General features: G+C 65.1%; 19 protein-coding genes. 11 read left to right on the forward strand and 8 right to left on the reverse strand.

Features of this window, described 5'->3' with window-relative positions; all coding sequences use genetic code 11:
* Window positions 1–52: 52 nt before the first annotated feature.
* Window positions 53–1,342 carry a sulfate adenylyltransferase subunit 1 gene (locus ACIBG0_RS16600; protein WP_397033259.1) on the forward strand — a complete coding sequence of 430 codons (1,290 nt, stop codon included), beginning with the start codon at window positions 53–55 and terminating at the stop codon, window positions 1,340–1,342.
* A 106-nt stretch (window positions 1,343–1,448) separates the two neighbouring features.
* Window positions 1,449–2,255, forward strand: a complete 807-nt coding sequence (locus ACIBG0_RS16605; protein WP_397033418.1) for a sirohydrochlorin chelatase — start codon at window positions 1,449–1,451, stop codon at window positions 2,253–2,255.
* A gap of 63 nt (window positions 2,256–2,318) precedes the next feature.
* Here ACIBG0_RS16605 and ACIBG0_RS16610 read toward each other — a convergent pair whose 3' ends face one another.
* A complete protein-coding gene (locus ACIBG0_RS16610; protein ID WP_397033261.1) occupies window positions 2,319–2,870 on the reverse strand; it encodes a PadR family transcriptional regulator in 552 nt (183 codons plus the stop codon).
* Between the two features lie 124 nt (window positions 2,871–2,994).
* On the opposite strand from ACIBG0_RS16610, the gene ACIBG0_RS16615 reads away from it, so the two are divergent.
* Window positions 2,995–3,411 (forward strand): nuclear transport factor 2 family protein, encoded by a 417-nt coding sequence (locus ACIBG0_RS16615; RefSeq protein ID WP_397033263.1) that lies wholly within the window; start codon window positions 2,995–2,997, stop codon window positions 3,409–3,411.
* A 290-nt stretch (window positions 3,412–3,701) separates the two neighbouring features.
* Here the strand turns inward: ACIBG0_RS16615 and ACIBG0_RS16620 are convergent, their stop codons facing one another.
* The gene (locus tag ACIBG0_RS16620) at window positions 3,702–4,358 is read right to left on the reverse strand and encodes a TetR/AcrR family transcriptional regulator (protein WP_397033264.1); all 657 of its coding nucleotides are present in this window, start codon (window positions 4,356–4,358) and stop codon (window positions 3,702–3,704) included.
* Between the two features lie 124 nt (window positions 4,359–4,482).
* Here ACIBG0_RS16620 and ACIBG0_RS16625 point away from each other — a divergent pair, with 124 nt between their 5' ends.
* The 4 genes from ACIBG0_RS16625 to ACIBG0_RS16640 are packed head-to-tail and all read left to right on the forward strand — an operon-like array spanning window position 4,483 to window position 9,986.
* Complete coding sequence (locus ACIBG0_RS16625) at window positions 4,483–5,616, forward strand: VOC family protein (protein ID WP_397033266.1); 1,134 nt, start codon at window positions 4,483–4,485, stop codon at window positions 5,614–5,616.
* Window positions 5,613–6,551 (forward strand): fumarylacetoacetate hydrolase family protein, encoded by a 939-nt coding sequence (locus ACIBG0_RS16630; RefSeq protein WP_397033268.1) that lies wholly within the window; start codon window positions 5,613–5,615, stop codon window positions 6,549–6,551. The genes ACIBG0_RS16625 and ACIBG0_RS16630 overlap by 4 nt, the downstream gene beginning before the upstream one ends.
* 2 nt (window positions 6,552–6,553) lie before the next feature.
* The gene (locus ACIBG0_RS16635) at window positions 6,554–8,431 is read left to right on the forward strand and encodes an acyl-CoA synthetase (RefSeq protein WP_397033270.1); all 1,878 of its coding nucleotides are present in this window, start codon (window positions 6,554–6,556) and stop codon (window positions 8,429–8,431) included.
* Window positions 8,397–9,986 carry a bifunctional 3-(3-hydroxy-phenyl)propionate/3-hydroxycinnamic acid hydroxylase gene (locus ACIBG0_RS16640; RefSeq protein WP_397033272.1) on the forward strand — a complete coding sequence of 530 codons (1,590 nt, stop codon included), beginning with the start codon at window positions 8,397–8,399 and terminating at the stop codon, window positions 9,984–9,986. Before ACIBG0_RS16635 ends, ACIBG0_RS16640 begins: the two co-directional genes overlap by 35 nt.
* Before the next feature lie 32 nt (window positions 9,987–10,018).
* On the opposite strand, the gene ACIBG0_RS16645 is transcribed toward ACIBG0_RS16640, so the two are convergent.
* Entirely contained in the window at window positions 10,019–10,636 is a 618-nt protein-coding gene (locus ACIBG0_RS16645) for a TetR/AcrR family transcriptional regulator (protein ID WP_397033274.1), read from the reverse strand.
* Window positions 10,637–10,741: 105 nt separating this feature from the next.
* Between ACIBG0_RS16645 and ACIBG0_RS16650 the strand changes: the two genes are divergently transcribed.
* Entirely contained in the window at window positions 10,742–12,148 is a 1,407-nt protein-coding gene (locus ACIBG0_RS16650) for an MFS transporter (protein ID WP_397033276.1), read from the forward strand.
* An 8-nt stretch (window positions 12,149–12,156) separates the two neighbouring features.
* The gene (locus tag ACIBG0_RS16655; RefSeq protein WP_397033277.1) at window positions 12,157–12,843 is read left to right on the forward strand and encodes an SGNH/GDSL hydrolase family protein; all 687 of its coding nucleotides are present in this window, start codon (window positions 12,157–12,159) and stop codon (window positions 12,841–12,843) included.
* A 117-nt stretch (window positions 12,844–12,960) separates the two neighbouring features.
* On the opposite strand, the gene ACIBG0_RS16660 is transcribed toward ACIBG0_RS16655, so the two are convergent.
* Window positions 12,961–13,902 carry a helix-turn-helix transcriptional regulator gene (locus ACIBG0_RS16660; protein ID WP_397033279.1) on the reverse strand — a complete coding sequence of 314 codons (942 nt, stop codon included), beginning with the start codon at window positions 13,900–13,902 and terminating at the stop codon, window positions 12,961–12,963.
* Between the two features lie 89 nt (window positions 13,903–13,991).
* Between ACIBG0_RS16660 and ACIBG0_RS16665 the strand changes: the two genes are divergently transcribed.
* Window positions 13,992–14,387, forward strand: coding sequence for a VOC family protein (locus ACIBG0_RS16665; RefSeq protein WP_397033281.1), 396 nt, complete (start codon window positions 13,992–13,994; stop codon window positions 14,385–14,387).
* Between the two features lie 287 nt (window positions 14,388–14,674).
* On the opposite strand, the gene ACIBG0_RS16670 is transcribed toward ACIBG0_RS16665, so the two are convergent.
* Window positions 14,675–15,484 (reverse strand): HAD family hydrolase, encoded by an 810-nt coding sequence (locus ACIBG0_RS16670; RefSeq protein WP_397033282.1) that lies wholly within the window; start codon window positions 15,482–15,484, stop codon window positions 14,675–14,677.
* A 443-nt stretch (window positions 15,485–15,927) separates the two neighbouring features.
* Window positions 15,928–18,126 (reverse strand): Hsp70 family protein, encoded by a 2,199-nt coding sequence (locus tag ACIBG0_RS16675; RefSeq protein ID WP_397033283.1) that lies wholly within the window; start codon window positions 18,124–18,126, stop codon window positions 15,928–15,930.
* Between the two features lie 589 nt (window positions 18,127–18,715).
* On the opposite strand from ACIBG0_RS16675, the gene ACIBG0_RS16680 reads away from it, so the two are divergent.
* Window positions 18,716–19,477, forward strand: a complete 762-nt coding sequence (locus tag ACIBG0_RS16680; RefSeq protein ID WP_397033285.1) for an SDR family NAD(P)-dependent oxidoreductase — start codon at window positions 18,716–18,718, stop codon at window positions 19,475–19,477.
* A 156-nt stretch (window positions 19,478–19,633) separates the two neighbouring features.
* On the opposite strand, the gene ACIBG0_RS16685 is transcribed toward ACIBG0_RS16680, so the two are convergent.
* Together ACIBG0_RS16685 and ACIBG0_RS16690 are read right to left on the reverse strand one after the other, a co-directional pair.
* The gene (locus ACIBG0_RS16685) at window positions 19,634–21,217 is read right to left on the reverse strand and encodes an FAD-dependent oxidoreductase (protein ID WP_397033287.1); all 1,584 of its coding nucleotides are present in this window, start codon (window positions 21,215–21,217) and stop codon (window positions 19,634–19,636) included.
* A 1-nt stretch (window position 21,218) separates the two neighbouring features.
* On the reverse strand, window positions 21,219–22,223 hold the full coding sequence (locus ACIBG0_RS16690; RefSeq protein ID WP_397033288.1) for a diiron oxygenase: 1,005 nt from the start codon (window positions 22,221–22,223) through the stop codon (window positions 21,219–21,221).
* Window positions 22,224–22,323 lie beyond the last annotated feature (100 nt).

The raw sequence follows: 22,323 nt of genomic DNA on the forward strand, positions 1-22,323 counted from the left end.
CGAGTGTCGGAGGCCGCGATGCAAGACCGCAAACGAGAGGGATATTTCTGATATGTCCGACCTATTGAGGCTGGCCACCGCCGGTTCTGTCGACGACGGTAAGTCCACCCTGGTCGGACGCCTGCTCTACGATACGAAATCCGTACTGGCCGACCAGATCGACGCCGTCACCCGCGCGTCGGTGGACAAGGGTCTTGCCACGCCAGATCTTTCGCTGCTCGTGGACGGGCTGCGCGCGGAACGCGAGCAGGGCATCACCATCGATGTCGCCTACCGTTACTTCGCAACGCCCAAGCGGTCTTTCGTGCTCGCGGATACCCCCGGGCATGTGCAGTACACGCGCAATACCGTCTCCGGTGCGTCCACCGCGCAGCTGGTGATCCTGCTCGTGGACGCGCGCAAGGGCGTCATCGAGCAGACCCGTCGCCATGCCGCGGTACTCGCACTGCTCGGCGTGCCGAAGCTGGTGCTCGCGGTGAACAAGATCGACCTGGTCGATGATCCGGCGACCGTATTCGCCGCGATTTCGGCCGAATTCAATACCCTCACCAGCACACTCGGCTGGGCCGCCGAGGATGTGCTCGAGATTCCGGTCTCCGCACTGCACGGTGACAATATCGCCTCGCGCTCGGCGAACACCCCGTACTACGACGGACCTTCGCTGATCGAGCACCTCGAATCGGTGCCGGTGGATGCCGACAGTTCGGGCGCACACGCCATCGGCCTGCGCTTCCCGGTGCAGTACGTAATCCGCCCCCGCACCGCCGAATACCCGGACTACCGGGGCTACGCGGGCCAGATCGCGGCGGGCTCGGTCTCGCCCGGCGACGAAATCGTAGTGCTGCCCTCGGGTATTCGCTCCACCGTCGAGCGCGTCGATACGCCAGATGGTGAGCTCGCCGTCGCACAGGTCGGCCGCAGCGTCACGCTGATCCTGACCGACGATGTGGACATCTCGCGCGGTGACATCATCGCCTCCCCCGCCGATGCGCCGGAACCGATCGACACCTTCGACGCGACCGTCTGCTGGCTCGGCGATAAGCCGCTGCGTCCCGGCGCGCGCCTGCTGCTCAAGCACGGCACCCGGACCACTCAGGCGATCGTCGGGGCTATCGTCGAGCGGTTCGACGAGCAGAACCTGACCGCCGAGCCGAGCCCGGAGTCGTTGGCGCTCAACGATATCGGTCGCATCTCGGTGCGCGTCGCCGAGCCGATCGCGGCCGACGACTACCGCGTCAACCGGCACACCGGCAGCTTCCTACTCATCGATCCGGCGGGTGGCAATACTCTCGCCGCCGGTCTGGTCGGTGACGTGCTGACCGCGGTCGAGGTCGGAGTCTGAGGTGAATTCGCCCGGTGGTATCGGCTCGGTGGCGCAGCTGCCGGGTGGATCCATGTGGGCGGAACTGGAACGGTTGGCGGATCAGGGGCGCGGACCGAATAGACCGATGTTCGGGCCTGTTCGCGTTACGCCGATCAGCGGATATGCGCAACCGAGACCGGCACTCATCGCGGTGGCGCACGGCAGTCGTGATCCGCGCTCGGCCGCGACCATGTCGGCGGTCGTCGCCGATATCGCCGCCGCGCGACCGAATATCGATGTGCGGCTCGCATTCCTCGATCTGAATGCGCCATCGGTAGAGCAGGTCGTGCATGCCGTTGCCGCGCAGGGACATAGGCATGCCGTCGTAGCACCGCTGCTGCTCGGCAGCGCATACCACGCGCGAGTCGATCTCCCCGGATTGCTCGCCGCCGCCCGCACCGCGCACCCGCAACTCGGGCTGACCCAAGCCGATGTTCTCGGATCGGACCCGCGACTCATCACTACCCTGCGCGACCGCACACTGGCCGCGCTGGAACCCACGGGTGACATGCGCCCGCTGGGACCCGCGGGTGACAGAGGGCCGCTGGGAGTCGTCGTTGCGGCGGTTGGGGCGGCATCGGCGGCGGCGAATGCGCGGACCGGCGAGGTTGCGCGACAACTCGCGGGGATGACCGGCTGGCTTACCGAGATATGCTTCGCGACCACCGAACCTTCTATCACCCAGGCGATCTCGCGTCTGCGCGCTCGGGGTGCCGAAGAGGTGCTCGTCGCGCCGTGGTTCCTCGCGCCCGGGCTGCTCACCGATCGTCTGCTGGCCGCCGCGCCCGATGTGGCGCATGCGCAAGTCATCGGGCCGGATACGGCATTGTCCGAAATAGTTTGGGACCGTTACGACACCGCACTCACCGCTGCATCGAGGGTCTCTGCCTGATCTTCCCCCGAACGGTCTGCGAGCAGTTCCGTTCGGACGAGCGACTATGAACGACTCAACGCCTCAGGTACGCCTATCGATGGCGGCCAGCGCGAACTCCGCCCAGCGAATGTTCTCCTCCTCGAAGGAGATTCCGCGCAGCAACGTCAGGTAGGGACCGATGCGCTCGGCCTCGGCCAGGTACGCATGCTCGCTGCGTCCGTCGAGTAGGCGGGCGCGCAGGCGTTCGTAGCGGGCCAGTTTCGCCTTGCACCATTCCAGCTTCTCGGCCACCGCGGCACGCACGGTCGGCGCATCGTCGGTATCCATGCCCTGCACCTTGACCATCAACTCGTCGCGAACAGCGGTCGGCTTGGCGGGCTCGGCGATGAACGTATGCAATGCGGCCCGCCCTGCCGCAGTGATGGCGTGTAGCCGCTTGTTCGGTCGACGCTCCTGCTGCACGACTCGGGTCTCGATCAGACCGTCGGCGGCCATCCGTTCGAGTTCCTTGTACAATTGCTGGGGCGTAGCCATCCAGAAGTTGGCCACCGAGGCGTCGAAGCCTTTGGCCAGGTCATAACCGGACGCCTCCCCTTCCAGCAGAGCCGCGAGCACCGCGTCACGTAACGCCATCCGCTCAGGCTAGCACTCTCGCTGAATATTCACATTTTTGTCTAAGCATCTCTGGACATCAACCAAGGTACGCGGATATTGTTCGAATCTTATAGACAAATAATTGACTATGAGAGGCGGAGCGATGCACCCCTTCCGAGCAGCCGTGGAGACCCGGGACGAAGCCGCTATCGAGGCACTGCTGGCCGACGATGTGGTGTTCACGAGCCCGGTCGGGTTCAAGCCGTATCCGGGCAAGGCGATCACCGCGGCCATTCTGCGCGCCGTCATCGGTGTCTTCGAGGACTTCCACTATGTCCGCGAGATCGCCGACGCGAATGGCCGCGACCACGCCTTCGTCTTCGAGGCCACCGTCGACGGCAAGCAGCTCACCGGCTGTGACTTCCTGCATTTCGACGAGCACGGCAAGATCGACGACTTCATGGTGATGGTGCGTCCACTCTCGGCCGCGCAGGCGTTGGCCGCACGAATGGGTGAGCAGTTCGAGCGAATCAAGGCCGAGGCCACCGAGCAGTTGCAGCGTGCGGCGACGCAGGCGTAACTGATTACGACGCCATCGTCATCGGCGCGGCAATGCCGGGCTGATGACCGCGGCCACCTTATCGGCGCGAGCAATGCCGGGCCGACGACCGCGGCCACCTTGCAGCGCGCGGGCGCGCGCACCCTGTTCTGGAGCACCACAACGTGCGCGGCGGCTGCGGAACCCTCTTTCCGGCGTGGACGTTTCGAATTCGCGGTCGCGCCGCACCAGCTTTCGGGCGTGGGTGCCGATGGGCAGCCGATATCAATGCGGGAGGGCTTTTCTAGCGCGATGGCTGCGGCTTCGAGGCTTCAGGCCGCTGTGTCCGGCAACGCATCGATCGACGGCAAGGGCCGTGCGCAGATCTCGCGCGCCTCGTCCGCGGAAATGCCGAACATGCGCAGCAGATCCTCGGTGACCTCGTCCGCGGCCGCGGCATCGTCGCGGTCCGGATTGTCGTGCAGGAGTTGCCCCAGGCATAGCGAGGCACCGGCGACAATGGTCATGGCGAGTTCCACATCGCGGACCCGGAACCGTCCCGCGCGAACCGCGGCCTCGATATCGCGGCGCGCGCGAGGCGCGAGGCCCTTGGTGGAACTGACCAGGGCCAGACCATGATTGAGCAGCACCTTGCTCAACGTGGGACTTCTGCGGTGCAGACGCCCGGTCAACCGGAAGCTTTGCGCGAAGATATGCGCGGGATCTTCCATCCCCTCGGTCAGCATGTCGAGGGTTGAGCCGTGCCGATCGAGCGCCTCCTCGATCGCGGCGCGGAACAGATCCTCGCGACTTTCGAAGTGGTTGTAGAACGACCCCATCCCGACATCGGCGGCCTGGGTGATCTCCAGGATCGGCACATTCGGCTTCCCGGCGGCGAGGAAGGACTGGGCGGCGCTGACCAGCGCCGCCCGGGTGCGCGCCTTGCGCCGCTCCAAACGATTGGGTTCGGTACCGGTTTGCTCGCTCATCACCTCTCCCTGGTCCATCCGACCATCCTAACCCTCGAGTCAGTAATGACGAATTCCTCAATACTTCTTGACTGAATACTTGCTCGTAAGTGACGATATATTCAGTCAGTGAAGGGAGAGGCCGATGATCGACCAGCACGACCCGCATACGGGTCTGCACAGCGAGTTCGGCGCCGAAACAGGAGAGCATCCAGGGCGGGCCAGGAATCCGATCATCAAGGTGCACGACCTGGCATGGCTGGAGTTCGAGAAGCCCGACTTGGCGGCCGCCGAAATCTTCGCTTGTGCGTTCGGTTTCACGACCGTGCTGCGCACCGCGGATGAACTGCAGTTGCGTGGCACGGACCCGGGTGCGCCGTGTGTGGTGATCCGGCGGGGCAGCCGGTCGAGGTTCATCGGCCCCGCATTCCAAGCGGCAGGCTCGACGGACCTGCTCCGGCTCGCGCAAGCCACCGGATCCGAGCCGGTACCACTGCCGGAGAGCATCGGTGGCGTCGCCGTCGATCTACCTGACCCAAGCGGATCGCGGGTGCGGGTGGTCGCCGATACCCCTGCGCTCGCCGCCCTGCCCGCCCAGCAGCCGCACACTTTCAATTTCGGTCACGAAACGCCGCGCAGGAACCTGACCCAACGCCCACCACGGGAACCGGCGAAGGTGCAGCGGCTCGGGCATGTGGTGGTGCAGACGACCCGCTACCGGCAGACGCTCGACTGGTATCTGAAACACCTGGGCCTGATCGTCAGTGATTTCCTCTACTACCCGAAACAACGCGACCGCGGCCCGATCATGAGCTTCATCCGTTGCGACCGCGGCCGCACCCCCGCCGACCATCACACGCTCGCGCTGGTGCTCGGCCCAGTCAACCGGTACGTGCACTCCGCCTATCAGGTCGCCGACCTCGATGTCCTGGCCGCAGGCGGGGAATACCTGCTCGACCACGGTTACCAGCGGTCCTGGGGCATCGGCAGACATATCCAGGGCAGCCAGATCTTCGACTACTGGCGCGATCCGGACGGATTCATGGTCGAGCACTTCAGCGATGGTGACGTGTTCGACTCCACGCTGGAGCCCGGTTGGGCGCCGATGACGGCATCCGGGCTGGCCCAATGGGGACCGCCCGCCACCAAGGACTTCCTCGGCCTCAAACCCGGCCGGGACTCGGTTCGCGAACTGCGCGGCATAGTCGACGCGCTGCGCGCGGACAACGAATTCGACCTACACCGCCTGCGCGGTCTACTGAAAGTTGCCAATTCATGAGTATTTCCGTTCTCCGAACCGCCGACGCCTGGTGGGTGTCGACGCCGACGGGGGCCGCGCGGGTGGATACCGCGGCGACCACCACCGGTCAGTTGCTCGCCGACCGGCGGGCGCTGACGGCGGCCGCATCGAATACCGAGAGCGTCCCTATTGAAAGCCTCGCGCTGGTGTCACCGGTGACCGCGCCGTGCCGGGTGGTCGCACAGATGACGAATTTCGCGTCCCACGTGCGGGATTCGGGCGCAGATCCGGCAACCGTGCCGTTGACGTTCTTCCGCAAATCCTCCGGTTCGATCAGCGGCCCGCTCGACGATGTCATCCGACCCGCGCATGTGCGACTTCTGGATTACGAAGTCGAGATCGGACTGGTCTTCGGTAAGGAGATGCCGGTCGGGACCACCATCAGCGCCGACAAAATCGCCGAGTACGTCGCCGGACTCGTTGTGACCAATGATGTTTCGGCACGCGATGTCCAGTTACCGAAAACCCAGTTCTACGAGGCGAAGTCGTATCCGACCTTCACACCTGTCGGTCCGGCGCTGGTGCTGCTGGACGCCGACGAGCTGAAGCGATTCGTCGATCTGCGGTTGCGACTGTGGGTCAATGGGGAAGTGCGCCAGGACATGACGGTCGCCGATATGATCTACACCCCCGTCGAGACGCTGCGGGCGCTGACCCGGTTCCAGCGGCTCGATGCCGGTGATCTGCTGCTCACCGGTACCCCCATCGGCACCGCCATCAGCGCCCCGCCGAAACCGGTCGAGATCATTGCCTCGCTGCTCCCGGCAGCGACGAAGTGGAAGCTGTTCTTCAAAGGTCAGGCCAAGAATCCGAAGTATCTGCGCGACGGCGATGTCGTCGAGGCTACCGTGGCCACCGATGACGGCGCGATCGATTTGGGTCGCCAGCGCACGGTTGTGCGGTACGCGCGGTGAAAATGACGACAGTGGACCTGCTGTGGCCGCGCTACTCGGGACCTAGCGACCTGGCCGAAATCGAATCCGTGCCACTGGCCGAACGCGGCCTGCCGGAATCGACCTACGCACTGCTGGTCCGGGCCAGCGAACTCTGGCCCGATCGAAACGCGCTCACCATACTTCCGGAGGCGGCTCGGTGGCGAGAGCCATTGCGGCGCAGTTACTCCGAGCTCCTAGCCGACGTGCACCGCTATGCGAATCTGTTGCACCGGCTCGGCATCCGGCGCGCGGACGCGGTCGCATTGATGTCGCCCAACTGCGCGGAGTTGATTCCCGCGACGCTCGCCGCGCAGCTGGCCGGCATCGCCGCACCGATCAATGGTGCGATGTCCGGTCGGCACATCCCGGAGCTGCTGCGGCGCTCCGGCGCCAGCGTGCTGATCGTGGCGGGCCCCGAACTCGCCACCGACACCTGGGAATCCGCGCTCGAGCTGGCACATGACGGACTACTCGAAGTCGTACTGGTGCTGCGTCCCACCGGCGCCGCCGAGCCGCACCCGCTGCCGGTGATCGGCGGGGTGCACATCGGCTATCTGGATGAGCTTGCCGCCAATGATGATTCGGACAGATTCGCCGGGCCGCTCCCGGTATCCGACGATCTGGCCGCACTGTTCCACACCGGCGGCACCACCGGCGTACCGAAACTCGCCGCGCACACCCACTCCGGCGAGATCGCCAATGCGTGGATGATCGCCGCCAACTCCCTGCTCGACGCGGATGCGACGATCTTCGCCGCACTCCCTCTGTTCCATGTCAATGCCCTGGTGGTGACGCTGCTCGCGCCACTGTTCAAGGGACAGCCGGTGGTGTGGGCCGGACCACTCGGCTACCGCGATCTCGCGCTGTACGGCGAATTCTGGAAGATCGTGGCGCACTATCGCATTGCCGCGATGAGTGCGGTGCCCACCATTTATGCGGTGCTCACGCAATGCCCCGTCGACGCCGATATCAGCAGTCTGCGCTACGCGATGGTCGGCGCGTCACCGCTGCCGTCCGCGGTGCGGGCGAACTTCCAGTCGCACACCGATGTCACCCTGGTCGAAGGCTATGGACTCACCGAGGCTACTTTCGCGACCGCCCGCAGCTATCCGGATGTTCCGCGCCCGGGTGCGGTCGGGCAGCGGATGCCCTATCAGCAGGTGCGTGTCGTTCGTGCGGGTGACCGGCAGCCGCTGCCAGCCGGCGTGATCGGAGTGCTCGAGATCAGTGGCCCAACAATTTTCGCCGGTTATGTGACCGGCCGCGATGAGCACGGCCACATCCTCGACGGACTCGGCACCACGGTCGACGGCTGGCTCGATACCGGCGACCTAGCGCACATCGATGCGGACGGTTTCATCCACCTGCACGGCCGCGCCAAGGATCTCATCATCCGTGGCGGGCACAATATCGACCCGGCGCTGATCGAGGACGCCCTACTGACACATCCGCAGGTGACCGCCGCCAGTGCGGTGGGACGCCCCGATGTCCACGCCGGTGAAGTACCTGTCGCCTATGTGACGCTCGGAGCTGGTGCTGATGTCACTGAATCCGAACTACTCGCCTGGGCGAGTGAGCAGGTCCCCGAACGAGCCGCACTGCCGAAATCCGTTGTGGTCCTCGATGCTTTGCCCATTACCGATGTCGGTAAGCCGTACAAGCTCGGGCTGCGCGCCGATGCGACTCGACGCGAACTGCAGGACGCACTAGCGCAAGTCGCCGGAGTGCGGGCCGTCACGGCGGCAGTAGAAGACGGCGCGATCGTCGCGACCGTCGACGTGGACCCCGCCGTCGAGAGTGGCGTAGCCGAGGTGCTCGGCCGGTATGCCATCCGCTGGAAAGTCGCGGTCCGGCAATGAATCTCGTGAGTGGAGCGAGCCGGTGAACTCGGTTCCTGTGGTCGTTGTCGGTGCGGGCCCCACGGGCCTCACCGCGGCGACACTACTGGCCCAGTACGGCATCGAAACCCTGGTGCTGGAACGCTGGGACGGCATATACCCGCAGCCACGGGCGGTCCATCTCGACGGCGAAATCCGACGGATCCTGGCACGTCTCGGCGTCGGCGCAGACTTCGACGCGATCTCGCGCCCCGCGCTCGGCCTGCGATTGATCGATCCGGACATGCGCGTACTCGCTCAATTCGATCGCGATCCGGCGGGCGGAGCCAACGGCTACCCGGAGGCGAACCTATTCGACCAACCGGAGTTCGAAGCAATACTGCGCGCGAATATGCGCCGGTATCCCGGCATCAGCCTTCGCGGCAATGTCGAGGTAGTCGGCGTGACACAGGAAAACGACGGCGTGCGTGTCGATTTCACCGACCGTGTCACCGGTGCCGTCGAGTCGGTCCTGGCCGATTATGCGCTCGGCTGCGACGGCGCCAACAGCGTGGTCCGCTCCGCGATCGGTGCCACGCTGCGCGACCTGAACTTCGCGCAGCGCTGGCTCGTCGTCGATGTGGATACAACTGCCGATTTCGGAGAATGGGAAGGCGTACACCAGGTTTGCGACCCTGTTCGGGCCGCGACCTATATGCGGATCGGAACGACTCGTTACCGCTGGGAATTCCGACTCGGTCCTGGTGAAACCGCGGCGGATTACGGCGATTCGACGAGCCTGCGCCCACTGATCGCGCCGTGGACCGGGAACTCTCCCTCCGAGGAGCTGCGGCTCGTGCGAGTCGCGGAGTACACCTTCCGCGCCCAGCTCGCCGACCGCTGGCGTCGCGGCCGAATCTTCCTGCTCGGCGACGCCGCCCACCTGACCCCACCGTTCATCGGGCAGGGCATGGGCGCTGGACTACGCGATGCGGTCAACCTCGCCTGGAAGCTCGCGGGCGTCCTTACCGCAGATCTGCCCGCGACCGTACTCGACACCTACGAAATCGAACGCAAACCGCACGCGCACGCGATGATTCGGCTCGCCAAGTTCACCGGAAGGGCCATGACCGACGGCGGCGAATTCGGCAATCTGCTGCGCCGACTCATCGCGCCGCGGTTGCACCGGCTGCCAGGCTTCGCCGAACTGCTCACCAATGGGCAGACGCCGCCGCTGCACCGATCCGAACTTGTGGCGGCGCATCGCTTTTGCCGAGGCCTGGCGGGCAAACTCGTCCCGAACGCACTTATCGACGGACGTCGTTTCGACGATATCGCGGCGGGCCGTTTCGTGATCATCACCGCTGTCCAACCGACACCGGCACAGCGCCGCGAAATCGAACAACGCGGCGGGGTCATCGTTATCGCTCGGACCGACCTGCGACGCTGGCTCGGGCGCTGGCACTGTGCCCTCGTCCGTCCCGACGGCACAGTATTGCGAACAAGTCCTCAGCCTTCCGAGCTCGTCACCGACTTGCCGCGATTCAAGGCACCCGCTTCGGCTGATCCAGCACAGGTGCTGAACCGCGACACCTAAGTATCGCTGAAACGGTTGCACCGCAGGGGATCTCAGCCCAGCAGCAGCCCGTTCACGATGGCATACGCGGTGGCGACACCGCGCTCATCACCCATCTGACGGGCGGTATTGGCCGCGCTGATCACCGCGTCGAATTCGAAGGCCACGGCGTCGGCATCGCGGCCGGTGAGATCGCCCTGTTCCTGAGCGTGCCGAATCTGCTTGGCCAAGAAGTCGAGCCATTCGCTGTGATCCTCGGCGATGGCATCGCGGACGGGGCCGGGTTTGCTGTCGAATTCGGCGATGGTGGCCACGCGGAAGCAGCCACCAGGGAATGTCGGCTCGGTGATGTGGTCGAACCAGCGGTCCATGATCGCGCGCAGGCGTGGTAGGCCGCGCGGTTCGGTCATGCTCGGCGCGATCACCCGTTCGACAAAGGCCTCACGGGCCACCTTCACCGCGGCGACCTGCAGTGCTTCCTTGGTGCCGAAGAGGGTGGCTATGCCGCTTTTGCTGATACCGAGATCGGTCGCGAGACGGCCGATGCTCAAGCCCGTCAGCCCCTCGATGGAGGCCACGTCGGCGGCATGTCTGGCAATCGCGGCCCGGGAGCGAGCCCCCTTGGCTAGGCGCTGATCGGTGTCCTGCGCGGTGCTTGTCGACTCTGCCATGGCGTCATTCTTCCACTTCCGGGTTGCAAATACGAACGTACGGTCGTACTTTTATTGCACGAACGGTCGTACGTTTAAATTCGCCCCACCCGAAGGATTGCCCTCATGACCGAAGTGTCCGTGCGGACCGATAGTCCGCCGACCTCGAAGGCCGCCGTGCGCACGCTTGTCATCGCCTGTGGCGCGGCGTTCATCGCCTTCCTGGACCTGTCCGTCGTCAATATCGCCTTCCCCTCGATCGCCCGCGACTTCCCCGGCACCGCGACGACCACGCTGACCTGGGTAGTAAGCGGATATGCCATCGCCTTCGCCGCACTGCTCACCCCGGCGGGCCGCTTCGCCGACACCCTCGGACGACGCCGGCTGTTCCTCATCGCACTGGTCGGTTTCGCCATGACATCCCTGCTGTGCGGCCTCGCCCCCACCGCGGGTTGGCTCATTGCCGGACGCCTGCTGCAAGGTGCGACGGCAGCGCTGATGGTGCCGTCCGCGCTCGGCCTCGTCCTCACCGTTACGCCGCGGGAGAAGATCGGCGCCGCCATCGGAGCCTGGTCTGCGGCAGGCGGTTTCGCGGCCGTGGTCGGACCGGCTATCGGCGGCGCGCTGGTCGAGACATTCGGCTGGCGGGCGGTATTCGTCATCAATATCCCGGTGGCGATCGTGCTGATCGCGCCTGGCTTGCGCATTCCGGTGCCGGACACCCGCCAACCCGGCAGTGTGCTACCCGACCCGATCGGGACCATCGCCATCGCTCTGGGACTCGGCGGTGTCGTCGCCGGAGTCACCGAGGGGCAGGAGTGGGGCTGGACCGCGCCGGGCACACTCGCCGCGCTCGGCGTCGGCGCGCTGCTGATCCTGGCCGCGTTGGTTCGCTCCGCACGGCACCACAATCCGGCCATCGCCGTCGAGTTGTGGCAGAGCAGGCCATATGCACTGGCCAATGCCGCCTCGTTCGTATTCGGTGCGACCATGTTCGCCTGGCTGCTCGCCGGACCGCTGTTCCTCGATGCGATCTGGCAGTACTCGGTGCTCGGTTCGGCGGCCGCACTGACGGTGGGCGCGGTGTCTTCGATGGTGACCGCCACGATCGCCGGTCGCGTCACGGCGGCGAGCACTCGGCGCTGGCTCGGTGTCCTCGGGGCGCTGATGTACACCGGCACCAATGTGTGGATGAGCACCGACGCCTTCGGGCCGACACCGGCGCTGTGGTCGGCGTGGGTGCCGGCCGGGCTATTCGGCGGCGGTGGCGTCGGGATTGTTGTGACGCTGCTCGGCACCGCGGCGGCGAGTTCGCTTCCGCCGCAGCGCTTTGCGGCCGGGATCGGCATGAATTTGACGGCCAGGCAGGTGGGCGGTGCGCTCGGCGTCGCGGTGCTTGCCGCGGTATTCGCCGCCAATGCCGATGACGCACTGGCCGCTTTCCACACGCTGTTCGCCGTTTGTGCGGGCGTCGGTGTCGCGTCCGCATTGGTCATCGCGATTCCGGCGCGCGTCCCTTCCGCCCAGAGCTAGGAGTCACCGTGATACCCAACGATATTCGCACCGAAGCCAACGACCCGATGCTGCTGTCGAGCAGCGCCGCACTCGAATTGCTCGCCGACGCCCCCTGGCAGCGCTATGCGGTACTCGGCGATTCGATCGCCCAGGGCGTCGGCGATCCGAGTCCCGGATACGACACCGTAGGATGGGCCGATCGCGTGGCCACGGTATTGACGGCGGCGAATCCCGCTCTGGCGTATCTGAATACCGGCCGGATCGGCGCGACATCCGCGCAGGTGCGCGCCGACCAGCTGCCACAGGTGCTCGATTTCACGCCGGACCTGGTGTACATCAGCTGCGGCGGAAACGATCTGTTCGCTCCCGGCGGCGATCTCGACGAGTTGCGCGCGAATCTCGACGCGATCTTCGGCGCGCTGGCCCGCAGCGGGGCACAGGTCGGCACCTTCACCCTCGCCGATGTGTGGGAGGTGGATCGGATGGCGGCGATGCGCCCGATGCGGGAACGGATGGCGGCGCTCAACGACATCACCCGGGAGCTGGCCGCGCGATACGACGCCGTGCTGGTGGAGTTATGGGACCATCCGCTGCGGCTGCGACCGGATCTGATGAGCGCCGATCTCATCCACTTCACGATGAGCGGGCATGCGGTGCTGGCCACCGAAATAGTGCGCGCGCTGCACGGGCTGCTTCTCGAACCCGCACACTGATCGGAACCGGCACTGGGCCGCGTCTGCTCGGGCGCGGCCCAGTGGTCTTCTCCGAAGCACACAGCACGATCAGTCGCGGTGCACGAATCGAGCCGCCGGATTCGATGTGCGGGGCGGTCACTCGCCGTATCGATCGACCAGTTCGGCGCCGAGCACGGCCAACTCCGACTGCACGGATCGCGGTGCCAGCACCTCGATTTCGGCACCCCAGCCCGCCAATTGTTGGGCGATCATGCGCGGCGTCGGTGCGGTAATGCGGACCTGGACGCGTCCATCGGCGACCGGCCCGTCCACCACACAGTGTCGTCCCTGCTGCTTGCACAGAATCGGAAGTAGTTGCGACGCGATGAGTGCGGTGGCCGATGTCGCGGCACGACGTTGTTCGACCTCGTCGACGACCTCCTCCCAGGCCGTAGTCAGATCGAAATCGGCTGGGCGGTGCGCGATTTCGTCCGTTATCGCGGCATCGACAATGCGGTCGACGCGGAAGGTGCGCCTGCCGCGATCGGTTTCTGCGATGAGATACCAAATGGCATCCTTGTCGACCAGGCCCCATGGGGCGACGACGCGCCGGATGCGCTCTCCCGCCCGTGCATATGTCAGCCGCACCTTGCGGCGCTCGACCACCGCGCGCTGCAACAATTCGACGAGCTTCGGCCGCGCTTGATCGCGCTCGCCCCAGCGCGCGGGATCTATCACGATCGCGTCGGCAGCGGCCTGCGCATCGGTGCGGAACGTCTGTGGGAGGGCGCGCACCAGTTTGCGCAGCGCCGATTTGACCTCGGGTACCGCGCTCGCGGACGGTCCGGCCAGTAGGAACAGCGCCCGCGCCTCGGGTTCGGTGAGGCCACTGAGATCCGTGCGCGCACCGCCGACCAGCGACCAGCCGCCACCACGGCCGGGCTGCGGATAGACCGGAACTCCCGCGGCCGAGAGGGCCTCCAGGTCGCGACGCGCGGTCGCGACCGAAACCTCGAGTTCGGCGGCGATCTCGGCAGCCGTCACGCGTCCGCGGGACTGCATCAGCAAAAGGGTCGCCACCAATCGGTCTGCTCGCATGAGCACAATTCTGTCGAAAAAAGTGCTCATTCGGTGAGCACTTTGAACGCAAAGATAGATCACACAAACCCCGATCAGAGGAGACCAAGATGTTGCGAGGAATGGCCACCGTTTCGTTCTATGCCGATGATCTCGAGGCCGCGAAGGACTGGTACACCGACCTGCTCGGCTACGCCCCGTACTACACGGTGCCCGGCGGCTACTACGAATTCCGCATCGGCGACTACCAGCACGAACTCGGAATCATCAACCGCCAATTCGCCCCCGCTGGTGCACAGAACGCGCCCGGCGGGTCCATCCTGCACTGGCATGTCGATGATGTGCAGACAAGCTTCGACCGTCTGCTCGCCCTCGGAGCCAAGGAATACGAACCGATCACCCCACGCGGCGACGGCTTCATCACCGCATCAGTGGTCGATCCCTTCGGCAATATCCTCGGCATCATGCAGAACCCCCACTACCTGGAGATCCTCAGCCGCTCCTGAAGCACTGTCTCCGCGTTACCCGAGATGCGATGGCGGAGTGTTCGCGGCTGCGATGCCCTCGAGGTTTTCCGCACATACCGACGTCTCCCGAGGCGCGCTTTGCTCTGACGCAGGCAATGGTGGCGGAAGTGCTCGCCGTCCTCCACCCACCCAAGGCTTCCTTGCCAGAGAATGCGTTGGTTGAGGTGTCCGCTGGTGAACTTCCCCCATCGCGATGCTTACCATGCTTCGGTTGAGGTGTCTCTCGATGTTTGCCACTACCAACGCATAGTGATCATCGGTCCGGGTCAGTGGACGAACCAACGTTCCAGTATTTTGGCGACGCCGTCTTCGGCGACATCATCGGCGACTTCGTCGGCCCAGGTGCGGACCTCGTTCGGGGCATTCGCCATTGCTACGGAATGTCCTGCCCACCGCAGCATTTCGCGGTCGTTGTAGCCGTCGCCGATGGCGAGGGTGGCGGCGCGGGGGATGCGGAGTGCGGTGCGTAGCCTCTCCAAGGCCCAACCCTTGGAGACGCCGCGGCGCGAAACAGTAAGCCACGGGCCGAATTCGCCGTGCACCCAGCTCGCATCGGGTACCCGCAGTCGGGTGAGCAGGCGCCTCATCTCTTCCAGGGAACCGTCGGGCAACCAGCCGTTTAGTCGCGGGGTCGGCTCGCTGCTCAAAGCGCCGTGATCGACGAGAACGTATTCGCCGATCGAGAATTCACTCGGACTCGCCCCCGTCGCCCAGGTACCGATGCCGACCTTCTCCACCGCGAAGATCATCTCCGGAAACAGCGCGCGCAAGGCGGCGACCGCGGGGCCCGGATCGAAGCTCTGCACCGCCACCGGCTCCCCCTTCGCCACATCGATGTGCACCGCGCCGTTGGAACACAACGCATGTCCGTCGACCAGGCCGAGCTCGCGCAGTACAGGCCGTGTCGTCATCAATGTCCGCCCGGTGGTCACGACCACATGCGCCCCCGCCCCCACTGCCGCACGCACCGCATCGATCACCCGTTCACTGACCGGCGATCCCGTCTGCAGCAACGTTCCATCGACATCCAGCGCAATAAGCTGAGGTCCCCCGTGTACCACCAACTCATTGTGCATCGCTATGGCACTCAGCGTCACCGAAATTCGACCGGTCCGAATGTGCCCCACCCCACGCCGATACCCCGGCACGTCAACATCCGGACATCTTCACCGAACTCCCGCCCCGCACGAGTGCCTCGAGAAGTGCGGACCCGATAAATCGGGCCGGATCCACACGGCACGTGGCAGTCCGCCGCGGGCCCAATAACTCTGCCGACCAGCGGCTTTCACTCAGCGCCGAAGCTGCCCAGTGATCATTCGCAGACGCTGCCCCACCGCTCGAGCTCGCAGACCACTGACAGGCCCGGCCCACCGCAGCCGCCACACACTGATCCACCCAAGGGCCTCGGCACGAAATGCCATATCAGCCTCCTAGGCCCGCGCTCAGTGAACGATCGCAGTTCGCAGCGCACCTCCGCGCTGGGGAGGCGCTGCGGGGGCCCGAGGAGCCCTACCGCGGACTACCTGCGGGCACCGCCACCGCCGAAGCCGCCGGAACCGTGTGAGGAGATACCGCCGGATGAGGTGCCACCGAAACCACTTCCGGCGGACGTGGTTCCGCCGGACGGCTTTCCGATGCCGGAGGCCCCTCCGATCGAACCGCCGAGCGTGCCGCCGCTCGTCGAACCGCCTGACGTACCACCACCAGTCGAACCAACTGAGGCACCACCGCTCGCCGCGCCTCCCAAGGCACCGCCATTCGTGGAGCCAACCGAGGCACCACCACCAGTCGTGTCCGAAGCACCCGAGGAGTGACCGCCGGTCGAACCCGAGCCACCACCATTCGCGGAACCACCCGAGGTACCCCCACCGGTAGCACCACCTGAAGTGCCAGTACTTGTCGAACCACCAGAGGTACTGTCCGACGAACCGCCGCCCGTCGAATCCCCAGCCGTCGAACCGCTGGTGCCGGAAGCCGAACCATCCGAAGCACCACCACCATTCGCGCCCGAGCCACCACCATTCGCGGAACCACCCGAGGTACCGCCACCGGTAGCACCACCTGAAGTGCCAGTACTTGTCGAACCACCAGAGGTACTGTCCGACGAACCGCCACTCGTGGAATCCCCAGCCGTCGAACCGCTGGTGCCCAAAACCGAACCACCGGATGCATTACCCGCGCCGCCGGGCCCGCTGCCGCCCGAGGTGGGACCGCCCGTCCCGATGGATGTTTCGCCCGTCGTCGTACCTGGCGCACCGTCACCAGTCGAGGTACCGCCGGTTGCCGGAGTTGCGGTGCCCGGGCTCGTCCCGGTGCCCGGGGGCGCCGAATTAGCAGGGGCGGGAACCGAACCCGGAAGGCTGACGCTCGGAACAGGCGTGCCAATGACGAGTTCGGTGGGGGGCACCTTCGGAGTTCGGATGAAGGGCAAGGGATTCAGGAATTGCGCCGGGTTGGCATAGGTGACGCCACCGGAATGCGCTGTTCGACCCGGTGATTCGTTGTGACGGCCACCATGCGCCTCGGCGACGGATGGACCGATCGATGGCCCGAGAGGCGTTGTATGGACTACGGGCGCGATCCCGTATGCCGGGCGCCCGGAAGAGCCGAAGCCCGCCGCCGTGGTAGCCCAGCCGACAGCCGCGGAACCGGCCTCGGCGAGCGCCTCGACATCAGGCTCGAACAGAAAATTGTCCATCGGGAAGATGCCCGGTGAGGCATCCACCAGGGACGGCATCGGCGAAATATTCGGACCGCCGAATACTGTGACGGCAGATACCGCGACCGCGGAAGCCACGGCGGCACTGGAGAATACGGCGACCTTCGGTGCTCGATGCCGTCCGCCGGTTGCGAGCGGGGCAAAGGTGCGGGCCGCATAGCTGGCGGCGCCGACGGCGACGGTCTGGCCCGGATCGGACGACATCACCACCGGTCGACCGAGTTCAGCGAGGGTACGCGCGACCTCGACCGGACGGGTGGCGCCGCCGACCAGCAGGATGCAGCTGATATCGGATAGGCACCGCCCTGTCGATTCCACACATTCGTGCACCACATCGAGCGAATCCCGGATGTGCTGGTCACGCATACTCGTGATATCGACAATCGAGGTCATCTGCAGCATCGACCCGTTGTCGCCGGGATCGGCGACCCGGGCATAGCGCGCGATCATCGAACCGAGCGGCCGACCGCCGAAATCATACGAGCGCACGGACTTTCCGACGATCGGATGATCCTCCCAGTCGGACCCGACCCGGACCATCGACACATCGAGGCTTGACCCACCGAGGTCGTACACCAGCACGAATCCCGACTCCAGCGGTCCGCGTTCCCGTTCGAGCCACTCCGCGGCGGCGACGGGTTCGGGCATGAGCAGCACATCGGCGGCACCGGCCAGATTCAAGGCCTGCTGCAGCAGAGACAGCTGCTTATCGGAATAGCATGCGGGATAGGTGGCCACGGCTCCCGCGGTCGGTGGGAAGGATTCGAGCAGGCCGTTCACCACGGCAGCGACCAGGTTCGCGGGCGACCAGAGTCGTCCGCCCACGACGACCGACTCCGGGTCGCGCGCCAGATCAGCGAAATCCGTTACCGCCATGTCGAATTGGGGGATTCCCCCGATTCGGATGCCGCCAGCACTGTCGAAGGTCACCGCCGTACGGCGCGTCCGCACCGACGACAACGGTCGCTCGCCGGTCACCATGGCGGAAACGGAGTTCACTGAACCGATGCTGAAACCCAGACCTGTAGTCATTCGCTATCCCGTCAACGCACCGAGACCACGTCCATCACACAGGAGATCCGTGTGGCCGCGGTCGCTTCCCAAACAGCACCCACAGGTTAGCTGCTACCGGATCGATTCGGATGTCGAATTGATATGAAACGTTTGGCTTCCGTTGACCATGCGTCAAATTCCCAGCTAGATCGCGTGAGAAAGATTCATCCAGACCCCTAGACGTTCGGCGTTTCGCGACCGAAGGCCCGATTCCGCTGCGATAAGCCAGATTCCGCTACCTCGCAGTAACTCGATTCGATCCTCCGATCCACCCTACGGAAGAGAATCGCCCAGAACCGACAACCCACACCGACTGGTCGGTAACCAAATCGTTGCCATAGCTCCAAATTTCATAGTACGAGCATGCCGACATAGGAACGTGACACATCAAACGCTACGGCTGATTTCCGCCAGCGCTACGACTTCCCAACCACTTGACTGGATTCGGCGATGAGCGAGCGCACGGACGAACCAGCGTCCCGTGCGATCGCATCGGACCATGAAATTGACAGGACCAGAAGGGAATTCGGCAACGATGTCTACACGTTTCGCGGACAAGGTCGTGCTCATCACCGGGGCCAGCTCGGGTGTCGGCAAGGCGGTGGCCGTACGAGTGGCAGGCGAAGGCGCGGCAGTGGTGCTCGGCGCTCGTGGCAAAGACGCGGGCGAGCAGGTCGCCGCCGATATCCGCGCGGCGGGCGGGCGGGCGATCTTCATACCGACCGATGTCACCATCGAGGACGAGGTAGCCCGACTGACGCAGGCGGCACTCACCGAATACGGCCGTCTGGACGCGGCATTCAACAATGCGGGCGCCGTCAACGCCTTCGGCCCGGTCGAGCAGATCGACGATGCGGGGTGGCGCGCCGATCTCGAACTCAATCTGACCAGCGTGTTCTACGGTCTGCGCCACCAGGTTCCTGCCCTTGTCGCCTCGGGCGGCGGCGCGATCCTCAACAACGCCTCGAACCTCGGTGTGGTCGGCATGGGTTCGGTGGCACCGTATGTGGCAGCCAAACACGGTGTCGTCGGGCTGACTCGTGCGGTGGCGCTGGAGGCCGCCGAACAGGGCGTTCGCGTCAACGCGCTGGTCTCAGGCGCGGTCGACACGCCAGCTTTCCGCAACTCGATGGGCGCGACGCCCGAGGGTGAAGCGGCCATCGCCGCACTGCATCCGCTCGGCCGGATCAGCACCCCGCAGGAGATCGCCTCGTTCTGCGCCTATCTGCTGAGCGATGAGGCCAGCTTCATCACCGGCGCGGCACTCGCGATCGACGGTGGGTTCACCGCCAAATAATCGCCAATCGGCACCTCGGTCCGGCATTCGCCCTCATCGCGTCGCCGTGCGCCGAGGTGCCGACCGTCGTCACGGACCCTACCGCGCAACCACCATGTCGGTGGGGGGCGAAATCCGTTACACGGCCCGAATGAGACATGGGCGCGCGTGCGCCGCTCAGGCGCGGGCGAGCAGACGGCGCACGATACCAGTTCGCGCCGCGGTCCGCCGAGCCACGACCGAGGGTCGCCGACGGTGCACCAGATGGTCGAAATCTGTTGCACTACCGGCGGGTTCACGCAACCGACCGGCATTGAAATCATCGGCCAACTGCCGAACCGTCTCCTGCGCACAGGATTTGTTGGTGCCGATGAAGCCGGTGGGACCGCGCTTGATCCAGCCGGTGACATACGTCCCGGGCAGCACCGCGCCACCGGATTGTTCCAGCACCCGACCGTTCAGGTTCGGGATGACGGCGGCCTGCTCGTCGAATGGCAAGCCGGGCAGAGCAATACCGCGATAACCCACCGACGTGAGCACCAACCCGGCATCCAACCGCTCGGTCTCCCCCGTCGTCACCGCACGGACGCGACCATCCGGATCGGTGACGAGTTCGTTGCGGCTCACCTCGATACCGGTGACCTCGTCCGTGCCGAGAATCGCGGTCGGTGCGGACAGATACCGGAAGACGATCCGCTTGCGCGCCCCGAACGGCCGCTCGGCAACGCTGTGCAGCAGCCGTAGCTTCTGCTCGATCTGATACGGCAGTTCCTCGGTCACCGCAGGCAGTGCACCTTCCACGGCGATATCGACACCCGCGCCGAGCAGTCCGACGAATTCCGGTACGGTGAAGGCGGATTCGAGCGGACCGCGCCGACCGAGCACCACCACTTCCTCGATCTTGCTCTCCCGCAGCGCCCGCAGCGCACGGGGCGCGATATCGGTGCCCGCCAACGCTTCCGGATCACTCGCAAGAATGCGCGCCACATCCAGCGCCACATTGCCATTGCCGACTATTACGGCCCGACGCTGCGACAGATCGAAGGCTCGCTCGGCGTGATCCGGATGCCCGTTGTACCAGGCGACGAAGTCGGTGGCGGATACATTGCCCGCCAATCCCTCCCCGGGAATATCCAGCTTACGATCCGAGGACGCACCGACCGCGTAGATCACCGCATGGAAGTGCATGAGCAGCTCCGCATGCGAAATATGCTTGCCCACTTCGACATTCAGGTACGAGTCGAAACCGGTCTGCGCCGAGATGATATCGAAGAGCTTATTCACCTGGCGGGTTTTGGCATGGTCCGGCGCGACACCGTATCTGGCGAGTCCGTGGGGTAACGAAAGTCGGTCGAAGACCGTCACAGTGACGTCGGGCTGGGTCAATAATTCATCGGCCGCGTACATCGCCGAGGGGCCGGATCCGACGATGGCCACCCGCAGCGGCTGACGCTCGGTGTGGATCTCGGCCGCTGGCACCGGCTTCGCCAGCAGCGGCCGCGGGCGCGCCTGCCGATAGAAGTCGGCATTGATCTCGATGAACGGCTTCTGCTCGTCGGTCAGCTTCTTCGACGATGTGATGGCATCGACCGGGCACGCACTCGCGCACGCGCCGCAGTCCACGCACGCCTGCGGGTCGACATACAGCATCTCCGCCGTCAGAAAATCCGGTTCGTCGGGCGTGGGATGGATGCAGTTGACCGGGCAGGCGTAGACGCAGGACGCATCGCTGCAGCAGGACTGCGTGACGACGTACGGCACGTCAGCCGGCCTTGGCCGAGCGCAGCGGCTCGGAACGATAGCGGGTGGTGTGGCCGTCGATATTCAGCAACTTCCAGACCGCCTTGCCGATGGGATTCATCAGGCCGATGTCTTTGGCCAGGGTGCGCACATCGCCGAAGAAGTCGCTGAACTCCTGCTTGGCCTGCTTCGAGCCGTAGAACAGCTCCTTGCGCACCTCGTCCGGAATATCGAACTCCTTGAAGAATGACCGGGGCGGAGTGTAGATGGAACGGCCTAGGATGAACATCACGATCGGCATGACGATCGAGAGCACCAACTTATTGGCCGCATTCTTCTCGGGCACGTGCCGCTGGAGGAATTCGTGCGCGAAGGAAATGTGGCGCGCCTCCTCGGCGACGTGAATCGCCATCACACCGCGCATGATCGGATGCACGTCCTCACCCGAGCGCAGAATCGCCTTCTGAATATGGTCTATCGGCTCCTCACCCGCGAGCACGGCCATGAAGAACAGATTCGGGAACAGCGCGGCCACCGGCGCGCCGATGTACTTGAATTTGCGCACGAGCGGGCCCATACCGGGAACGTCGATGCCGATCCGGTTCACCATCTCCTGGAACATCAGGGTGTGGTTGTGCTCCTCGATCATTTCGTGGGAGCAGTAGCGGAATTCGGGCGAACCGTTGGGCAGGCCGAAGCTGTGCGTCACCATGCCGCTGATCAGGATGGATTCGAACTGCAGACCGACCTTGGCGACATTGGCTTGGCGGTACTTGCCGATCGCGATCTTCCGCTCCAGCGGCAGCGCCTGGTACCAGGGGTGGCGACCCAGCGCATCACCTGATACCGGCAGCACCCAGCGCTCCGCACCGGCATCGGCGGCGAAATCCGGATTGTCCCAGTCGATGTCTTCGAAGGGGTCGAAGTGCTTGTTCACCGAACCTTCGGAGAGCAGCAGCAGCTTGGCGGCATACTCCTGCGCCTTCGCGAGTTCGGGATCAACTGCGGGCGTCACGGCTGTAGACATCGTCGTCACTGCCTCTCCTCGTAAGACACATTTACTGTATCCCATAGTTACACCTACGAGGAGTCACGTCAACCTGGCGCATATTCGGCAGCCCCGGCGG

Source organism: Nocardia sp. NPDC050630 (genome assembly GCF_044457245.1).
Classification (GTDB): Bacteria; Actinomycetota; Actinomycetes; order Mycobacteriales; family Mycobacteriaceae; genus Nocardia.